Raw genomic sequence first — 15,915 nt, 5'->3', positions numbered from 1 at the left:
CCTATCATAAGAAACCGAAAGCAAGGTGACGCCGATGGGCGCTGATGCCAAGACTGCCATGAAGGTCGACATGACCGAAGCCGCTGCGAAGCGGATTGCCAAGATCGTCGCCAGCGATCCAGGCAAGATCGCGCTGCGCATCTCGGTCGAAGGTGGCGGCTGCTCCGGCTTTTCCTACAAGTTCGATCTCGTCGACGGCCGCAACGACGACGACGTCGCCATCGAACGCGATGGCGCGACGCTGCTCGTCGACGACCTGTCGCTGGTCTATATGGGCGGCTCGGTGGTCGACTTTGTCGACGACCTGATGGGCCAGTCGTTCCAGATCAAGAATCCCAACGCGGTCGCCGGCTGCGGCTGCGGCACCAGCTTCTCCATCTAGCCATGCGCCGGGTCGGAGCGCTCCGCCAGGTTGCGCTCTCCGCCGGCCGCGACATCGACGACACGCTCGGCTTCTGGCTCGACGTTTTCGGCCTGCCCGTGCACGCCCGCTACGACCCGCCCGGCATCGCCTTCATCATCGCCGGCAATGTCAGGCTGTTCTTCACCGGTGGCGTGCCGCAGGCGACCGTCTACCTCGACATCTCCGATCTCGACTCCTTCTACGAAACCGCATCCGACAACGGCGTCGCCTTCACCACGGCGCCGACGCTGGTCCATCGCGATGCCGCGGGCGAATTCGGCCCGGCCGGCGAGTGCGAATGGATGGCTTTCCTGAAGGACCCAGCCGGCAATACGATAGGACTGGTGGAAAGGCGGGTTTAAACAACCAAAAATTGACTGTTCTTTGCCAGCATCTTCGAGCATCGCGGAAGCATTGATCGGAGACTTGGTAGATGGCCTTGTTCACTTTTGGCAAACGCAAGCAACCGCCTTCGGGCGATCCGCCGATGCCAGTCATCTTGCCGGCCTCTGCTTTTGAACAGTCCAAATATCGCGACGACGACATCGTTCAGGCGGTCGTCAACTACGTCAACAGCCTTTTCGACCACGGCCTGTACCATCGCCACGAACTGCCCAGCGTCGCTTTGCAGGCCTACCACGCAGATTTCTATCTGGCCCAGGTCAACAATGGCGGGCACAGCCAGTTCATTCACAACAGCGGCCGGAAAGCACCGCACATCTTCGCCGACGCGCTTTCGGGGCTGCTTGCGATGGGCGCGACCATACAGGCAGCGCTGCTGCAGGAGATGATTGACTGGTTCGAGGCCAACCCGGCTGCTGCTAGCGCGCAGACCGGATTTTCCGGCGGCCGCGCACCCGCCTTGGACAAGCTCGACGACCGGCTTTACGCCGCCGAGAAAGCAGACCCGATCTCCCGGCGTGCTGCCGAGTGGGTTTCGCGATGGCCCGAATTGCGAAAGGTCGAAGACGGATTCTATGAAGCCGAGATGCAAGCTCTCATCCTTGCCAATCCAAGGCGAGGCAAACGCCTTTCTGCCGCCCGTATCGCGCGCTTCCACCACTCGGTGACAGATCCGCTGCACGCGGCCGTGGCGCTTGCTGCGGCAGCCGTCGGGACGCCGGAGGCGCTGACCGGGATTCGTGGCGGCTACCTAACAGATATCCATGGCAGACAAGAGAAAGCCTGGGTCGTGGACACCGATGGCGGCATGCGCTTTGCCGTGGTGGACGACGCCGGGGCGCGGCTCTACGAATATATCGAGGGCCATGGCGACCCGCTCGGAAACTATCGGCCGCCCGCTGCCGGCGCGTTGCTGGGAACCGTGCAAGGCCCTGCTGTCGAGGCACTGATCCGATATGCGACGAGGATGCCGGTAGCCGCCGCGGGTGACCTTCTGCTGCGGCGTGCCCGGCCTCTTGTCGACGATGCGGTCATGTCGGCGCAGGGCGCGACAGCCGACATTCCAAATCCGGTCTTCTGGATCGTCATCGCCGAGGAGAGTTTTGCTCTCGTCGAGTCGCCGCGGGGATCGTCCTTGCCGGCAGCGCCAGTGGCGAAAGGTACGGCCCGCTGTCGCTGCGTGAAGCCACAAGCCATGCCGAGGCGTTGCAGGAGCGCTGACCCGTTTGCCGCGGCCCGCGGAAAGACGGAAATGTCGGCGGGTCTGACCTTGCAGGATCAGACCCGCCGAGATTGCACTTGTGTTACGCCTCCGAAGCCATCGCCGCTTCGCGGATTTCGGCTTCATTTTCCTTGGTGCCGTTGAAGAAGGCGTTGAGCACCACCGCCGAAACCGAGGCGAGCAGGATGCCCGACTCGATCAGCGGGTGGATGCCATGCGGCATCCACATCTTGAAATCGGGCGCCACCAGCGGGATCATGCCGAAGCCGACAGAGACGGCGACCACGAACAGGTTGTTGCGGTTGGTCTTGAAGTCGACATTGGCAAGGATGCGGATACCCGTCGCCGCCACCATGCCGAACATCACCAGCCCTGCCCCGCCGAGCACAAAGGTCGGCAGCGCCTCGACCAGGGCGCCCATCTTCGGCACCAGGCCGAGGATGATTAGGATCACGCCGCCAGCCACGCAGACGAAGCGGCTCTTGACGCCGGTAACGCCGACCAGACCGACATTCTGCGAGAAGCTCGTATACGGGAAGGTGTTGAACAGGCCGCCGATGATGGTGCCGAGACCGTCGGTACGCAGGCCGGCCGAGAGCATCGGCTGGGTCACCTTCTTGCCGGTCATGTCGCCAAGCGCGAGGAACATGCCGGTCGATTCGATCATCACCACGATCATCACCAGCACCATGGTGATGATCAGGATCGGCTCGAAGATCGGCATGCCAAAGCGCAGCGGCGTGACCAGTTCGAACCAGCCGGCGGACGCCACCTTGTCGAAACTCATCATGCCGAGCGCCGCCGTGATGACGCCGCCGATGACGATGCCGAGCAGCACGGCGATGTTGGCCATGAAGCCCTTGCCGAACCTGGCGATCGCCAGGATCGACAAAAGGACAACTGCCGAGATGCCGACATTGGTCAGCGGCGCATAGGCCGGGTTAGACACCGACGCTGCAAGCCCGAGCTTTTCGGGCAGCGGCGGAATGGTCGAGCCGGCGGCGGCGGCCATCTCGGTCACCGTCTTCAGCCATTCGGCATGTTCGGGCGACACCAGCTTTGGTGCGGTCGGGCCGAACGGATTGCCGAAGATCCAGTTGATGCCGATGCGCATCAGCGATGCGCCGATCACCACGATGATCGTGCCGGTCACGACAGGCGGAAAGAAGCGCAGCATGCGGCTGACAAGCGGCGCAATGAGAAGTGCAACAATACCGGCGCCAATGATCGCGCCGAAGATCATGCGGGCACCATCGGGCCCCTGGTTGGCGTTGGCCATGGCAACCATCGGGCCGACGGCGGCGAAGGTGACGCCCATCATGACCGGCAGCTTGATACCGAACCACTGGGTCGCGCCGAAGGACTGGATAATCGTGACGACGCCGCAGACGAACAGATCGGCCGAGATCAGGAAGGCGACCTGCTCCGGGTCGAGCTTGAGCGCACGCCCGATGATGAGCGGCACTGCGATTGCACCGGCATACATGACCAGCACATGCTGGATGCCAAGCGCGGTTAGACGAGGCGCCGGTAGCACCTCGTCCACAGGATGCGGACTGTTGGACATGGCATTTGTTCCCCTTTTGCCAGCCGGTCCGAAGAATGCCGAAGAGGACCGGTTCCCTTCTCCCGAGGGATGGTGCAGGATCGTCTGTATCGAGCCATTCGGCTATCAAGATTTATTTGAAATAATCGCGTGAAATTCATGAAGATCGTGACCTGGAACATCAACGGCGTCAGAGCCCGCATCGACAACCTGTTGCATTGGCTCAAGGAAAGCGCGCCCGACATCGTATGCCTCCAGGAAATAAAGACTGTCGACGAAGGATTTCCCCGCTTCGAGATCGAGGCACTCGGCTATAACGTCGAAACACATGGCCAGAAGGGCTTCAACGGCGTCGCTATACTTTCGAAGCTGCCGTTCGACGAAGTCAATCGCGGCCTGCCGGGAGATGATTCCGACGAGCAGGCGCGCTTCATCGAAGGTGTGTTCTCGACCGACAAGGGCGCCTTGCGCGTGGTTTCGCTCTATCTGCCCAACGGCAATCCCGTCGGCACCGAAAAATTCCCCTACAAGCTCTCATGGATGGCAAGGCTGGAACGCTGGGCGGCCGAGCGGCTGGCGCTCGAAGAGGCGCTGGTACTTGCCGGCGACTACAACGTCATTCCCGAGGCGATCGACGCCCGCAACATCGAGCTGTGGCTGGGCGACGCGCTGTATCAGCCCGAGACGCGGCAGGCCTTCCGGCGGCTCGAAAACCTCGGCTTCACCGAGGCGGTGCGCTCGGTCACCGACCAGCCCGACGTCTATACCTTCTGGGATTACCAGGCCGGCGCCTGGCAGAAGAACAACGGCATCCGCATCGACCACCTGCTGTTGTCGCCGGAGGCAGCCAACCGCTTCACTTCCGCGTCGATCGAAAAGCATGTGCGTGCGTGGGAAAAGCCGTCGGACCACGTGCCGGTGGCGATCGACCTCAATCTCGTGGCCGCCTGAGGCAAGCCCGCCAGAGCCGGCAGGGCGGCAGGAGCAGTCAGTTCAATGCTGGGAGACGAAACGTGGGAGGCCTGGCTTTCCACGTGCTCGGCAGCAAACGCCCGCAACTGGCAGCTAGGGCCTACTGGCCCTTGGTCAGGATGTCTTCGGCCAGCGAGATCGCGGTGCGGCGGTCGGATTCGTCGGCGAGCGCGAAGGCCTCTTCCTGCATGCCCCTGATCCAGGGCTGGTCGGCCGGCTGGGCGCGCTCAAGGGCTGCGGTCATCATGGCGAGACCGCGGACCACCTTGCCACTCTCGAAGAGCAGATTGCCGAGCGTCGCCTGGGCACCCGCATGGCCTTTTTCAGCGGCAAGCTGCAGCCAGCGGCCGGCCTGCCTGACGCTGGCCTTCACGCCGCCATCGCCCTTGAGGAACATCTTGCCCATTTCAAACTGGGCATTGGGATTGCGGTAGTTGGCGGCGGCGCGCATGTAGTATTCCTGCGCTGCGACCGGATTGGCCGACACCGGGCTGCCGGGAATGCCATGTTTCATGTAGCCGCCGAGCGCCACCAGCGCGTCGGAGACATAGCTCTCCTCGGGCGAGCCGGGCTCGACGTCCTGCTCGGCGATCTCAGAGAAGAACTTAAAGGCTTCGTAGTCGTTCTGGGCAACGCCATCGCCTTCGGCATACATGCGGGCGAGCTTCCAGGTGGCGCCGATCTGGCCGTTTTCGGCAGCGTAGCGATAGGCTTCGACAGCCTGGTCCTTGTGGCCGCTCTTGTAGGCGGAGAAACCGAACTGGAACACCGCCCACGGGCTCGACTCCGGCTTCACGCCGGTCTTGTCGTCGAAGACCTTGTCGTCGAACGCCTGCGCCTCGCCGGCGGCGCCCAACAGGGAAGCCGCGACAAGCGCAGAATAGGCTGATGCTCTTACCAACTCAGATATGCGCATAGCAGTGCGTTTCTTCCGCCCACCTGGGTGGGTGACCGTGCCATTGCTGTCCGACGGGACGGTTTCGGCACAATTCGAGATCGTTCCCGACCGCTGGGCAGTCGGGCACGGCTTCCATTCTTTCGCCCTCTCCGCGAGTTCGACACCGGACTGCGTCATGCCGATCCGCTCGGCCGGACGCGCCATGTCCTGAACATCGATAACGTCAAGATGCGCGCTGTTTTCGACTAAAGTACGGCCAAATTCCTGCAAGCAACCGCGATCGCGCACATGCTGTGCAGGCTTGGTCCGGGCGCCGACGACATCAAGACTACTTCCACGCACGGCGCGAAATCTCGCGGGCAAAGAACAGGCAGGCGCATGCGCCGACGCTGCCGTCGTCTGACGGCTGGGCAGCTTGGCCTTGAAGATCGCCTTGGCGTTCATTCCTGTTCCTGCCGCAGAATTGCGGCCCCTTGCACATGTCGTCCGATGTCCCGTCACGGGCATCCCGGGTTCTGGTCCGAAGACCTATCCGGGGTGCGCCGGGTTTATGGCGGGAAATGGGCAATTGCCCCGCTTGGTTTCTTAGCCGAAAGCTTGATGCAAAAGTGTTGCCGAATCGTCACAACTGTTGCCGACTTGCCGCGCCATGGTTTCCGAATGGCAAACGCGCCGGGGGCAACAAAAAAGCCGGGCACAAGGCCCGGCTTTTGGAGGATTAGGAGGTGGTCGCTACCACTTGACCGAGTAGCCCGCGGAAACGGCAAAGCCCCAGGCAGCCCCAACAGTGCGGTTCAATACTGGGACGTACTTAGTTTCAGACACCTCACCCATGTGGATGGCGGCGGCTCCAAGCCGGAGTTCCCCACCAAGCGCGTCTTTCATCGACGTCCCGACGCCTAACGTATAAGTTTCGGCCGTCAAATCCCAGCCAGTTCCAACCCCACGATCCCACGACGCAAAGACGGTACCCGATATGCGGTCCGTGAACGCATGTCCAATGCCACCCGTGACTGTCCAACCGTCACGCCAAAAGTATTCGTTCTTGCTCTGCAGGCCTGCAGCAGGAACATTCAGAATAAGCTCCTTGGTTACAGACCAATCGGTCCATTTCACGCTACCATAGGCGAGCCAGCCAGGAGCGATGCCACTCTGCAGTTTCATCTCGACGCTCTGGGGCAAGTCCGCCGTGCCAGTTGCAGGGCGCGTGACCGCGCCCGGCGTCAACGGTGGCATAAGGAGAGCAGTTCCGTCGGCATCGACAGAGAACCCAGAACGATACATCAACTGCGCACGCAGCGCGATCTCGGGAATGTCATAGGCGACACCTGCACGCCATCCCATGCCAGTGTCATGGAGCGTACCCGAAAGGGCGCCAGAGACGGCAACAAGGTCGTATTTCACCGACTCCATGAACACGCCGCCGAGCAACCAAAGCCGGCCCTTGCCCAGATCAACCTTATAACCACAGGTTGCGCCGAATTCGTTGACGCTGAAGTCCTCGTTGAGCTTCTGAACAGGTCCACTGGGGGTCGGCCAAGTGGCACTGCCCCCGTAAGACTGGGTATATGTACCAGCGCAGTTCATGTCCTCGAAAATCTTGAACTTCACTGCAGCGGAAGGAATCGCGTAAGTGTCAGCGTAGTCCACTCCAACAAGCGCGGGATTGAACTTATTGTCCGTGAACTTCCTGGTGGGCGATACTATCACGACACCAGTCCGCAGGTTAAAATTGCCCTCTTCGTACAGAATATCCGTATCGGCCGTACCGCGCGAAAACCCGCCTGCCTGAGCCGTGCTTGCCGCCACGATCGTCAGCGCCGTTGCCCCCAGCAGCGCTTTTGTGAGACGCGAAATGTTCATTTGTGTCCTCTCCCGAATGCTCGCGATGAGAATTGACCGATTTCATTCTGATCACGCAACATTGATTTTTTGCAAACGCGGCGGCGCTACGGCCAGGCTCGGCCATCGCCGCTGACCTTCCGCTTACGCAAACGTCAATTTTGGTGATTTCGCTCTTCCACCGGAAAGATTTCCAGGAAAATCCGGAGAACCCTATCCGGAAATCGGCGTTTTTGCGGGTATATCAGCGCCTTGTTACATTATGGCAACAATCAGGCGCAAAACGGTTACATCGACCACAATTTACGCTGCGGCACGCCCGTTCCGGCAGCCAAAGACGCCCCTGCCGCAGCGTCATTCCGCGGCAGGATTTCAGCCTCGAATCGTCAGCCGGCGTCGCGAACCCGCGACAGCGCGGTGTCGAGCTTTTCCTGCGTCTGGCGATAGTCCTCGAGCTTTTCGCGCTCGGCTGCGACAATCTCCTCGGGCGCGGAAGCGACGAATTTTTCGTTCGACAGCTTCTTGTGCAGCCGGGCAATCTCCTCGGTCGTCTTGGCCAGTTCCTTCTGCAGCCGCGCGGCTTCGGCCGTGAGGTCGATCAGGCTGCCGAGCGGCAGGCAAGCGGTCGCTTCGCCGGCGACGATCTGGGCCGCACCCTTGGGCGCTGCCGCCTCATGCGTGATCTCGCCGACACGGGCCAAGCGCGCGATAGCCGACTGATGGCGCTTGAGGCGCTCAAGCGTCTCGTCATTGGCACCGACAAAGACCAGCGGCGCGATCGCCGCCGGCGGCACGTTCATCTCCGAGCGCACCGAGCGGATGCCGCTGACCAGGTCAACCAGCCAGTTGATCTCGGCAGCGGCGGCCGCATCCTCGAAGTCGGGCGAGGGCCAGGCAGCATGGCACAGCAGCGACGGCCGCTCCTTGCCCTCGCCCGCCGTGTGCGCCCACAGCTCCTCGGTCATGAACGGCATCATCGGATGCAGCATCTTATAGATCTCGTCCAGCACGAACGCCGCGACTGCCTGACTTTCGGCCTTGGCCGCCTCGTCCTCGCCCATGAAGATCGGCTTCAGCAGCTCCAGATACCAGTCGCAGAAGGTGTTCCAGACGAAGCGGTAGGCCGCGCCCGCCGCTTCGTTGAAGCGGTAGGTGGTGATCGACGCCGTCACCTCGCGCGTGGCGCGGGTGAGTTCGGTCAGGATCCAACGGTTGACGGTAAGCTTGGCATCGTTGAGCCAGAACTCGTCGTTACGCGCCACGCCGTTCATCTCGGCAAAACGCGTGGCGTTCCACAGCTTGGTGCCGAAGTTGCGGTAGCCGGCGATGCGCGCCGGGTCGAGCTTCACGTCGCGGCCCTGGGCGGCCATGATCGCAAGCGTGAAGCGCAGCGCGTCGGCGCCGTACTCGTCGACCAGTTCGATGGGATCGATGACGTTGCCCTTCGACTTTGACATCTTCTGGCCGCTCTTGTCGCGAACCAGCGCATGGACATAGACCGTGTGGAATGGCTCCTCGTCCATGAAATGCAGGCCCATCATCATCATCCGGGCGACCCAGAAGAAGATAATATCGAAGCCGGTCACCAGAACGTCGGTCTGGTAGTAGGTATCGAGCTCGGGCGTCTTGTCCGGCCAGCCGAGCGTAGAGAACGGCCACAGTGCCGACGAGAACCATGTGTCGAGCACGTCTTCGTCGCGGGTCAGGATCTTGCCGGGCTCGAAATTCTCAAGCTGCTCCTCGACCCAGGCCTTCCACGGCCCGTCAAGAGCGAGATAGTGCTGGACCGCCGCATCGAGCGCCTCTTCTTCGGTGCGCTCGACGAAGACGTGGCCGTCCGGGCCATACCAGGCCGGGATCTGGTGTCCCCACCACAGCTGGCGCGAAACGCACCAGGGCTGGATGTTTTCCATCCAGTCGAAATAGGTCTTTTCCCAGTTCTTGGGCACGAAGTTGGTGCGCCCCTCGCGCACGCTGCGTATGGCGGGCTTCGCCATCTCGGCAGCGTTGACCCACCACTGGTCGGTCAGATACGGCTCGATCGGCACGCCGCCACGGTCGCCATGCGGCACCATGTGCTTGTGCGGCTCGATCTTGTCGAGGAAACCGCCCTCTTCCATGATCTGGACCACCAGCTTGCGCGCCGCGAAGCGGTCGAGGCCGTGAAGCTGAGTCCAGACGCCGTCGCGCATGTCGCTACGCTCGAGGCCTTCGAGGAACTCGTCATTGTCGACGATGTTAATGCTGGCCTCGACGGTCAGGATGTTGATCGCCGGCAGATTGTTCCGCTTGCCGACCTCGAAGTCGTTGAAGTCGTGCGCCGGCGTGATCTTGACCGCGCCCGAACCCTTTTCCGGATCGGAGTATTCGTCGGCGACAACGGGAATCTTGCGGCCGACGATCGGCAACACGACGTTCCTGCCGACGAGATGCGCATAACGCTTGTCGTCGGGATGAACGGCGACAGCCGTATCGCCCAGCATCGTCTCGGGCCTTGTGGTCGCAACCGTGATGTAGGTGCTCGGGTTCTCCGGATCGTAGACCTCGCCCTCGACCGGATAGCGGAAGTGCCAGAGGTTGCCGTTGACCTCATGCTGCTCGACCTCGAGGTCGGAGATCGCCGTCAGCAGCTTGGGGTCCCAGTTCACAAGGCGCTTGTCCTTGTAGATCAGGCCCTGCTTGTGCAGCGTGACGAACACCTCGATGACGGCCTTGGACAGGCCCTCGTCCATGGTGAAGCGCTCGCGCGACCAATCGCAGGAGGCACCCAGCCGCTTCAGCTGGTTGAAGATCATGCCGCCGGATTCGTCCTTCCACTCCCAGACCTTCTCGACGAACTGCTCGCGCGTCAGGTCGCGGCGATGGATCTGCTTTTCCATCAGCTTGCGCTCGACCACCATCTGGGTGGCGATGCCGGCATGGTCCATGCCCGGCTGCCACAGCACGTTCTTGCCGCGCATGCGCTCGAAGCGCACGAGGATGTCCTGCAGGGTATTGTTGAGCGCGTGGCCCATGTGCAGCGAGCCGGTGACGTTGGGCGGCGGGATGACGATGGTGAACGGCTCCGCGCCCTCGGCAGCACCCGCGCCGGCCTTGAAGGCATCGGCGTCTTCCCAGGCCTTGGCAATCTTGGGTTCGACTGATTTGGCGTCGTAGGTCTTCTCAAGCATCGGAATTGGTTCCGTTTGGTCCGGATTTTGCTGGTCCGGTGTAAATCGGATGGGTGGGGGCAAGTCAACAGCATGGCCTGCCGCAACCAGAAACGAAAACGCCGCCCGAAGGCGGCGCTTTCATGTCGGCAAGGCCGAAATCACTACACGCCGCGGGCCACGCGCTCGATCTCTTCGCGTACCAGCCGTTCGACCAGCGTCGGCAGGTTGTTGTCGAGCCAATCCTGCAGCATCGGCCGCATCATGTCGGCGGCAATGTCGTCGAACGACTTGCGGCTGCGCGCCGCATAGGCGTCGTTGAGCTCGCCGAAGGCGGCCGAAACCTGGCGGCCAGCCTGCTCGGAGATAATCGCGGGCTTCACAGCGAAGGGCTCTTCGGCAGTTGCCGGCTCGATCGGGGAAGCTGCAGGTTCGATCGGGGACGCAGCAGCTTCGCCCCTCGCTGCTGAGACAGGAGCTTCGACTTCGGGTTCGCGCGCGGGGCCGGCCAGCCGCTCCATCTGCTCTACCGCCAGGGTGGACTTTGGCGCCCAGCTCGCCGTCGGCGTGCGCGGCAATGCAGCGGCCTCTGCCACGACTGCTTCAGCCGTCTTCGGATCTGCCGGCGGCCACGTCACGGCGCGGGGCTCGGCTGCCTTGCCTTCGGGTGCAGTCGGAACCTGCACGGCTTCAACGGGCTTGACCTCGACCGGCGCCGGCTTGGCAGCCTGGAGTTCCGCCCTGAATGCCTCGACCTCGATGATATTGCGGTCACCGCGATCGTCTTCCGGCTCCGGGCGCATCTGCTCGAAGTCGACTGCCGGGCGTCGTCCGGTGTCGTTGTCCTCGATGATCCTGCGAATGGAAGCGAGTATCTCTTCCATCGAGGGTTCGCGCTGAGCGCTGCTAGCCTGGGCCATCGTCACATCCGCCGCCTTTGTGACAGGTTACAAAACCCGCCCGTCGAAACGAGCTTCGAATCAGTGCTTTAGCGTAGCCGACTGATTCCCCTTCGAGAATCCCCAATCGGACAGCCCCGGCGATTTCAACAGATTACCTCACAAGGGGGTTCGCAAACGACAACGGGCGCCCGCTCCAAAAGAGCAGGCGCCCGCCTCAAATCCCGCACGCGGGGTGCGGAAGGTCAGCGACCGTCCGGCGTCCGCAGCCCGATCCACTTGTCCTTGACGGCATTGAAGTGTTCTTCCGGCCGGTACTTCGTGACGTTCAGCCCAAGCCGTTCGACCGACAGATTGCCGGCAGCAGACAGGATGGCATAGCTCGCAACCACGACATCGCGCTCGGCGGTCGCCAGGTTAATCTGGGCGTCGATAACGTCCTGCTGGGCATTCAGCACGTCGAGCGTCGTGCGCTGGCCGACATTGCGTTCCTCGACAACGCCGCTAAGTGCAAGCTGAGCAGCCGAAATCACTTCGCGATTGGCTGCCACGGCCTCGCGGGCCGCGGTGTACTGCGTCCAGGCGGAGGTCACCGCGGCGCGCACCTGATCACGGCTGACATCGACTTCGATGCGGGCCTGGCCAAGCGATTCCTTGGACTGGCGCACGGTCGCCGAGGCCCGGCCACCCTGGTAGATCGGCACGGTCAGCGTCGCGCCGATATTGGCCGACGTCGACCAGCCATCCTGCGTGCCAGGAGTCGCTCCGGCAGTATCCCGATTGATCTGGGAAACGCCTGCCGAAGCCGACAGCTGCGGCAGCAGCGCGCCTTCCGCGGATTTGACGGCAAAGCCGGCCGCGTCGACCAGGTGCCCGGTAGCAAGGATCGCCGGATGCTGATCGGCTGCGATGGAGGCAGCGCCCTCAAGGCTCCTGGGCAGGAGCTTGGCGAGCGGCGATGCCGCCTTCAGGTTCTTCGGTTCGTCGCCGACGATCTGGCGATAGATGGCTGCGCTCGACAGCGCCTGGGCCCGGGCAGCGCTGAGCTGGGCGAGTGCCGCCGAGCGGGATGCGTCAGCCTGGGCGACGTCGGTGCGGGTGCCCTCGCCCACGTCGAAGCGCGAACGCGCGGCCCGTACCTGCTCGCCCAGGAACTGCAGGTTGCGCTCGGTCAGCGCCGCCACCTGGCGGTCGCGGATCACATCCATGTAGGCGCTTGCCGCGTTGAACAGAATGTTCTGCTCGGTGTTGCGCAGGCTCTCATTGGAGGCCCGAACACGTGCCTCTGCGGCAGCCACATTGTTCTTGGTCTGGAAGCCGTCGAACAGCGACTGGCGAATCTCGACGCCGAACGAACCGGTCGTCAGATGGCTCGTCGATGAATTCCTACGGGTCGTAGAATAGTCGATGCTGGCGGAGCCATTGATCGTCGGACGCCAGCCTGACTTGGCGATCGCGACGTTTTCGTCGGTGACGCGCACACCGGCGCGGGCCGAATTGAGCTGGGAGTTGTTCTGATAGGCCTTTGCCAAAGCTCCGAGGATCGTTTCCGCGGAGGCCGACAACGGCGACAGCGCCGTGGCAGAGACCAGAGCTACAGCAAACACACTTTTACGGAAAAACGACACGCGCGTCCCTCATTCATTCTGCGGCGAGCTGCCCGGAAGCAGCCTGAAGTGCCCCTCGCCGAAACCGGCCTAATGCGCTGATTCCAGACTGAAACAGTCCAGAATCAAATCACCCTCGTCCGGTCTTAGAACATCACGACGCGTTGCGCACAGCAAGAAAAAGGCGCTCAGAACTCAAATTCGCGTGTGCGATTGAAGCCAGGTAGTGGCTTAACTGCCGCATTGAACGCCCTGCGGGCCGTCACATTGCCGTCTGCCTTGAGGTAAACGCTGGCCACGCCGGCGTTGCCGCGGCCTTCGACGGCAACCAGGCGGCCGCCTTCCTTGAGCTGGGCGAGCAGCGCATCGGGCACCTGCTCGACGCTGCCGCCGACAAAAATAACGTCATAGGGAGCCTGCGAGGCATAACCTGCCGCAAGCGGCCCGGAGACCACCACCACGTTGTCGCAGCCAAGCGAGGAAAGGGTCGAGGTCGCGGTTGCCGCGAGCGTCGGATTGCTTTCGAGTGCGATTACCGAGCTGGCGAGTTTCGACAGCACGGCCGAGGAATAGCCGGTGCCGCTGCCGACATCGAGCACGAAGTCACGCGGACCGATCTCGGCCAGTTGCGCGAGCTTGGCGAAGGGCGACGGCTCCATCAGGTAGCGCGGCTGGTCGCTGTCGGCGGTCACACCGTAGCGCAGGTCCTCGTCGATATAGGCAAGCTCGCGCTGGGCGCTGTCGACGAACGCCTCGCGCGGCACCGAAAGCATGGCGGAAAGGATGGCAGCGTCGGTCACGTCGGTGGTGCGGACCTGGCCGTCCACCATCTTCACGCGACGTTCGGAAAAATCAGCGTTCATTTTCAAACAGGCCCGCCTTCGGCGCATGACGCGCAAATGTGACTGTGCCCGAATTCGGTCCTCGGCGGCGGTTGCCAAGGAAGCTGGAGGCCTCGCCCGGAAGCCGCGAACCCAATTCGAGCATGCATTTAGCGGGCGGTGTGGCAAAAATCCGCGACACAGTCAATCAATGACTTAGGAACGACGCTGCCACACCCTAGCGCCTCTGGCCAGGAGCCCGGCGCTCCGGCTTTTGCCGAGGCTGCGGCGGAAGCAGCCCGAGATCGCGCCCGCGGTGGTCGATCGAGCGGCCGGAGATTTTCTCAAGAACTGCGTCCAGCCCATCAACGTGATCGTTCAGCAGCGAATAGGTTTCGTTGAACGGCTTCAGAGCGATGAAGCACCTCTGGATCGCCTCGCGCAGCGGGATTGCCGCCAGGACAATCGCCTCGATCTGGCTATCGGTCAGATGCTCGCTTCTGGTGGGCCGGCGCGTCATCGATTATTCCTCCCGCCAGACTGGAACGCGCCGGATCTTGATCGCCACCAGGCGCCGTATCTTCATGCCCACCGCTTCCTTGCCGGTCGGATAGACGGCCTCAACCTTCATGAGGCCGTGGTCGCCGGCCTCGCATGTCATCCTCTGCATCAGCGAGTCGACGTCCACGTCGCCAAAAATCTGGATCAGGTCGCCTGGAAAGTAGTGGTGCGTCCGCTTGCAATAGGCACAGCGGACACGCACGAGCTGACGCCCATCATTCAGATTGGACAGCGGAAAGGGCTTCGATTTGTTCGGCTGCGGCATGAGAACGAAATAGGAACAAACTCCTTGCGGAGTCAATTCACATCGCGCTAACCTATGGGCATGAGCGACGAACAATCCACCGCACCGCACAGGCCGCCGAGCGGCCTCTACGAGCACCACTGCGAACACGTCGGCTGCAAGAAGGACGGTGGCCGGGGCTTCGCCGTCGGCAAGCAGGCGCCGCACTGGTTCTGCTACGACCACAAGGCCGAGGGCGAGAAGTACGTCGTTTGATGCGGCATCAGGGCTATATTCATACTAGCTAAAATGTTGCAACGAAGTGACATAAGAGATGCCAGTTGCAACCTATTGGATAGCGTCCACTTTCGCTCAACCGATTAGTTTGTTATTGCCCGCTAATTGATTGGGGGCTTTGATGAAACAGATTCTTCTGGCAGCAGCCGCACTGGTTGCAATCTCTACCGCTGCGACTGCCGCCGACACCGTCGTGGTCGATGAGAGCGCAGCAGCCTACAACTGGTCCGGCGTCTATGTCGGTGGCGCGATTGGCTGGGCGTCTATCAATTACGATGAATTGGAAAACGGCTATTTCGATCGTCGCGACGGCGGCTTCGCTGGAGCCCTATACGCGGGCTACAACGTCCAGTTCAGCAATGTGGTCTTGGGCGTCGAGGGCGATCTGAACTTCAGAACCGCCGAACCGGAAGACGATTTCACGCTTCCTCTAAGCCAGGAACTGGGTGGATCCATCCGCGGTCGGGTTGGCTACGCGATTGACCGCTTCATGCCCTACCTGACTGCCGGTGTAGCCATCGCCAGTTTTGAAGCCGATCATGATGGTGATGGCGACGATATCGCCAAGAAGACAATGACCGGCTATTCCGTTGGCGCCGGCGTCGAGTGGGCGGTGACGGACAATCTGATTGTCAGAGGCCAGTACCTGTATTCGGATTTCGGCAAAGACGAGTTTGCCTTTGAAGGCTCACACACGCACGAGTACGACGTCAAAACGCACGACGTGCTTCTCGGTGTGGCCTACAAGTTCTGAACGGCGGCCCGCCTGAACTTCTCAAGCCCCGGCCTCGCGCCGGGGTTTTTGTTTGCGCCAACAAAAAGCTTCGTCGGGCCGGAGCAGCTTAGCATGACCGTGCCAGTGCAGCCTGTCTTGAAGGTCATGACCAAGCGTCTACGCGGTGAGGAAAAGCTGCGCCACGCAACCGTGACCGAAGCCTTGATACCGCAATAAAAAAGGGGCCCGCCGCGTGTTCGCAGGCAGGGCCTCAGTTTCGGGATCAACGGAGCCTAAGGACAAAAGCCACGTTGTGTGCATATGCAGAACTCGGGAAAAGCGCCGAGGTTCCACTGCT

General features: G+C 62.0%; 14 protein-coding genes and 1 pseudogene. 6 read left to right on the top strand and 9 right to left on the bottom strand.

What is annotated here, in order from left to right; translation table 11 throughout:
* Positions 1-34 precede the first annotated feature (34 nt).
* The 3 genes from erpA to WHT83_RS15160 all read left to right on the top strand — a co-directional run bounded on the left by erpA (position 35) and on the right by WHT83_RS15160 (position 2,171).
* Positions 35-382 (top strand): iron-sulfur cluster insertion protein ErpA, encoded by a 348-nt coding sequence (erpA, locus tag WHT83_RS15170; protein ID WP_108608321.1) that lies wholly within the window; start codon positions 35-37, stop codon positions 380-382.
* A 2-nt stretch (positions 383-384) separates the two neighbouring features.
* The gene (locus tag WHT83_RS15165) at positions 385-765 is read left to right on the top strand and encodes a VOC family protein (protein ID WP_406871651.1); all 381 of its coding nucleotides are present in this window, start codon (positions 385-387) and stop codon (positions 763-765) included.
* 71 nt (positions 766-836) lie between these two features.
* Complete coding sequence (locus WHT83_RS15160; RefSeq protein ID WP_406871650.1) at positions 837-2,171, top strand: DUF4375 domain-containing protein; 1,335 nt, start codon at positions 837-839, stop codon at positions 2,169-2,171.
* On the opposite strand, the gene WHT83_RS15155 is transcribed toward WHT83_RS15160, so the two are convergent.
* Entirely contained in the window at positions 2,110-3,594 is a 1,485-nt protein-coding gene (locus WHT83_RS15155) for a nucleobase:cation symporter-2 family protein (RefSeq protein WP_406871649.1), read from the bottom strand. The genes WHT83_RS15160 and WHT83_RS15155 overlap by 62 nt on opposite strands.
* Positions 3,595-3,732: 138 nt before the next feature.
* Here WHT83_RS15155 and xth point away from each other — a divergent pair, with 138 nt between their 5' ends.
* Positions 3,733-4,524, top strand: coding sequence for an exodeoxyribonuclease III (gene xth / locus WHT83_RS15150; RefSeq protein ID WP_108608325.1), 792 nt, complete (start codon positions 3,733-3,735; stop codon positions 4,522-4,524).
* Between the two features lie 121 nt (positions 4,525-4,645).
* Here xth and WHT83_RS15145 read toward each other — a convergent pair whose 3' ends face one another.
* The 8 genes and pseudogenes from WHT83_RS15145 to WHT83_RS15110 all read right to left on the bottom strand — a co-directional run bounded on the left by WHT83_RS15145 (position 4,646) and on the right by WHT83_RS15110 (position 14,587).
* Positions 4,646-5,461: a tetratricopeptide repeat protein gene (locus tag WHT83_RS15145; protein WP_406871648.1), complete on the bottom strand. Its 816-nt coding sequence runs from the start codon at positions 5,459-5,461 to the stop codon at positions 4,646-4,648.
* Positions 5,462-6,175: 714 nt separating this feature from the next.
* On the bottom strand, positions 6,176-7,306 hold the full coding sequence (locus WHT83_RS15140) for an outer membrane protein transport protein (protein ID WP_406871647.1): 1,131 nt from the start codon (positions 7,304-7,306) through the stop codon (positions 6,176-6,178).
* Between the two features lie 365 nt (positions 7,307-7,671).
* A complete protein-coding gene (locus WHT83_RS15135) occupies positions 7,672-10,455 on the bottom strand; it encodes a valine--tRNA ligase (protein ID WP_406871646.1) in 2,784 nt (927 codons plus the stop codon).
* A 143-nt stretch (positions 10,456-10,598) separates the two neighbouring features.
* Positions 10,599-10,829, bottom strand: a pseudogene (locus tag WHT83_RS15130) (PopZ family protein); the annotation flags it as partial.
* Between the two features lie 749 nt (positions 10,830-11,578).
* Complete coding sequence (locus tag WHT83_RS15125) at positions 11,579-12,961, bottom strand: TolC family outer membrane protein (RefSeq protein ID WP_183261609.1); 1,383 nt, start codon at positions 12,959-12,961, stop codon at positions 11,579-11,581.
* 167 nt (positions 12,962-13,128) lie between these two features.
* Positions 13,129-13,803, bottom strand: a complete 675-nt coding sequence (locus WHT83_RS15120; RefSeq protein WP_406871645.1) for a protein-L-isoaspartate O-methyltransferase family protein — start codon at positions 13,801-13,803, stop codon at positions 13,129-13,131.
* Positions 13,804-13,999: 196 nt separating this feature from the next.
* On the bottom strand, positions 14,000-14,281 hold the full coding sequence (locus tag WHT83_RS15115) for a hypothetical protein (RefSeq protein ID WP_406871644.1): 282 nt from the start codon (positions 14,279-14,281) through the stop codon (positions 14,000-14,002).
* Positions 14,282-14,284: 3 nt separating this feature from the next.
* Positions 14,285-14,587 carry a hypothetical protein gene (locus WHT83_RS15110; RefSeq protein WP_406871643.1) on the bottom strand — a complete coding sequence of 101 codons (303 nt, stop codon included), beginning with the start codon at positions 14,585-14,587 and terminating at the stop codon, positions 14,285-14,287.
* Positions 14,588-14,647: 60 nt separating this feature from the next.
* On the opposite strand from WHT83_RS15110, the gene WHT83_RS15105 reads away from it, so the two are divergent.
* Positions 14,648-14,821, top strand: a complete 174-nt coding sequence (locus WHT83_RS15105; RefSeq protein WP_406871642.1) for a hypothetical protein — start codon at positions 14,648-14,650, stop codon at positions 14,819-14,821.
* Between the two features lie 142 nt (positions 14,822-14,963).
* Positions 14,964-15,596 (top strand): outer membrane protein, encoded by a 633-nt coding sequence (locus WHT83_RS15100; RefSeq protein WP_406871641.1) that lies wholly within the window; start codon positions 14,964-14,966, stop codon positions 15,594-15,596.
* Positions 15,597-15,915: the final 319 nt, after the last annotated feature.

The organism is Aminobacter sp. P9b (genome assembly GCF_045345995.1).
Classification (GTDB): Bacteria; Pseudomonadota; Alphaproteobacteria; order Rhizobiales; family Rhizobiaceae; genus Aminobacter; species Aminobacter niigataensis.
The sequence above is the reverse complement of the archived record's forward strand: the minus strand, read 5'-3'. Positions and strand labels throughout refer to the sequence as shown.

Excerpts from the sequence above, each read along its gene's own strand:
- xth (WP_108608325.1), top strand. The coding sequence starts at position 3,733 with ATGAAGATCGTGACCTGGAACATCAACGGCGTCAGAGCCCGCATCGAC.
- WHT83_RS15145 (WP_406871648.1), bottom strand. The coding sequence starts at position 5,461 with ATGCGCATATCTGAGTTGGTAAGAGCATCAGCCTATTCTGCGCTTGTC.
- WHT83_RS15135 (WP_406871646.1), bottom strand. The coding sequence starts at position 10,455 with ATGCTTGAGAAGACCTACGACGCCAAATCAGTCGAACCCAAGATTGCC.
- WHT83_RS15165 (WP_406871651.1), top strand. The coding sequence starts at position 385 with ATGCGCCGGGTCGGAGCGCTCCGCCAGGTTGCGCTCTCCGCCGGCCGC.
- WHT83_RS15160 (WP_406871650.1), top strand. The coding sequence starts at position 837 with ATGGCCTTGTTCACTTTTGGCAAACGCAAGCAACCGCCTTCGGGCGAT.
- WHT83_RS15120 (WP_406871645.1), bottom strand. The coding sequence starts at position 13,803 with ATGAACGCTGATTTTTCCGAACGTCGCGTGAAGATGGTGGACGGCCAG.
- erpA (WP_108608321.1), top strand. The coding sequence starts at position 35 with ATGGGCGCTGATGCCAAGACTGCCATGAAGGTCGACATGACCGAAGCC.
- WHT83_RS15155 (WP_406871649.1), bottom strand. The coding sequence starts at position 3,594 with ATGTCCAACAGTCCGCATCCTGTGGACGAGGTGCTACCGGCGCCTCGT.
- WHT83_RS15140 (WP_406871647.1), bottom strand. The coding sequence starts at position 7,306 with ATGAACATTTCGCGTCTCACAAAAGCGCTGCTGGGGGCAACGGCGCTG.
- WHT83_RS15105 (WP_406871642.1), top strand. The coding sequence starts at position 14,648 with ATGAGCGACGAACAATCCACCGCACCGCACAGGCCGCCGAGCGGCCTC.
- WHT83_RS15115 (WP_406871644.1), bottom strand. The coding sequence starts at position 14,281 with ATGACGCGCCGGCCCACCAGAAGCGAGCATCTGACCGATAGCCAGATC.
- WHT83_RS15100 (WP_406871641.1), top strand. The coding sequence starts at position 14,964 with ATGAAACAGATTCTTCTGGCAGCAGCCGCACTGGTTGCAATCTCTACC.
- WHT83_RS15110 (WP_406871643.1), bottom strand. The coding sequence starts at position 14,587 with ATGCCGCAGCCGAACAAATCGAAGCCCTTTCCGCTGTCCAATCTGAAT.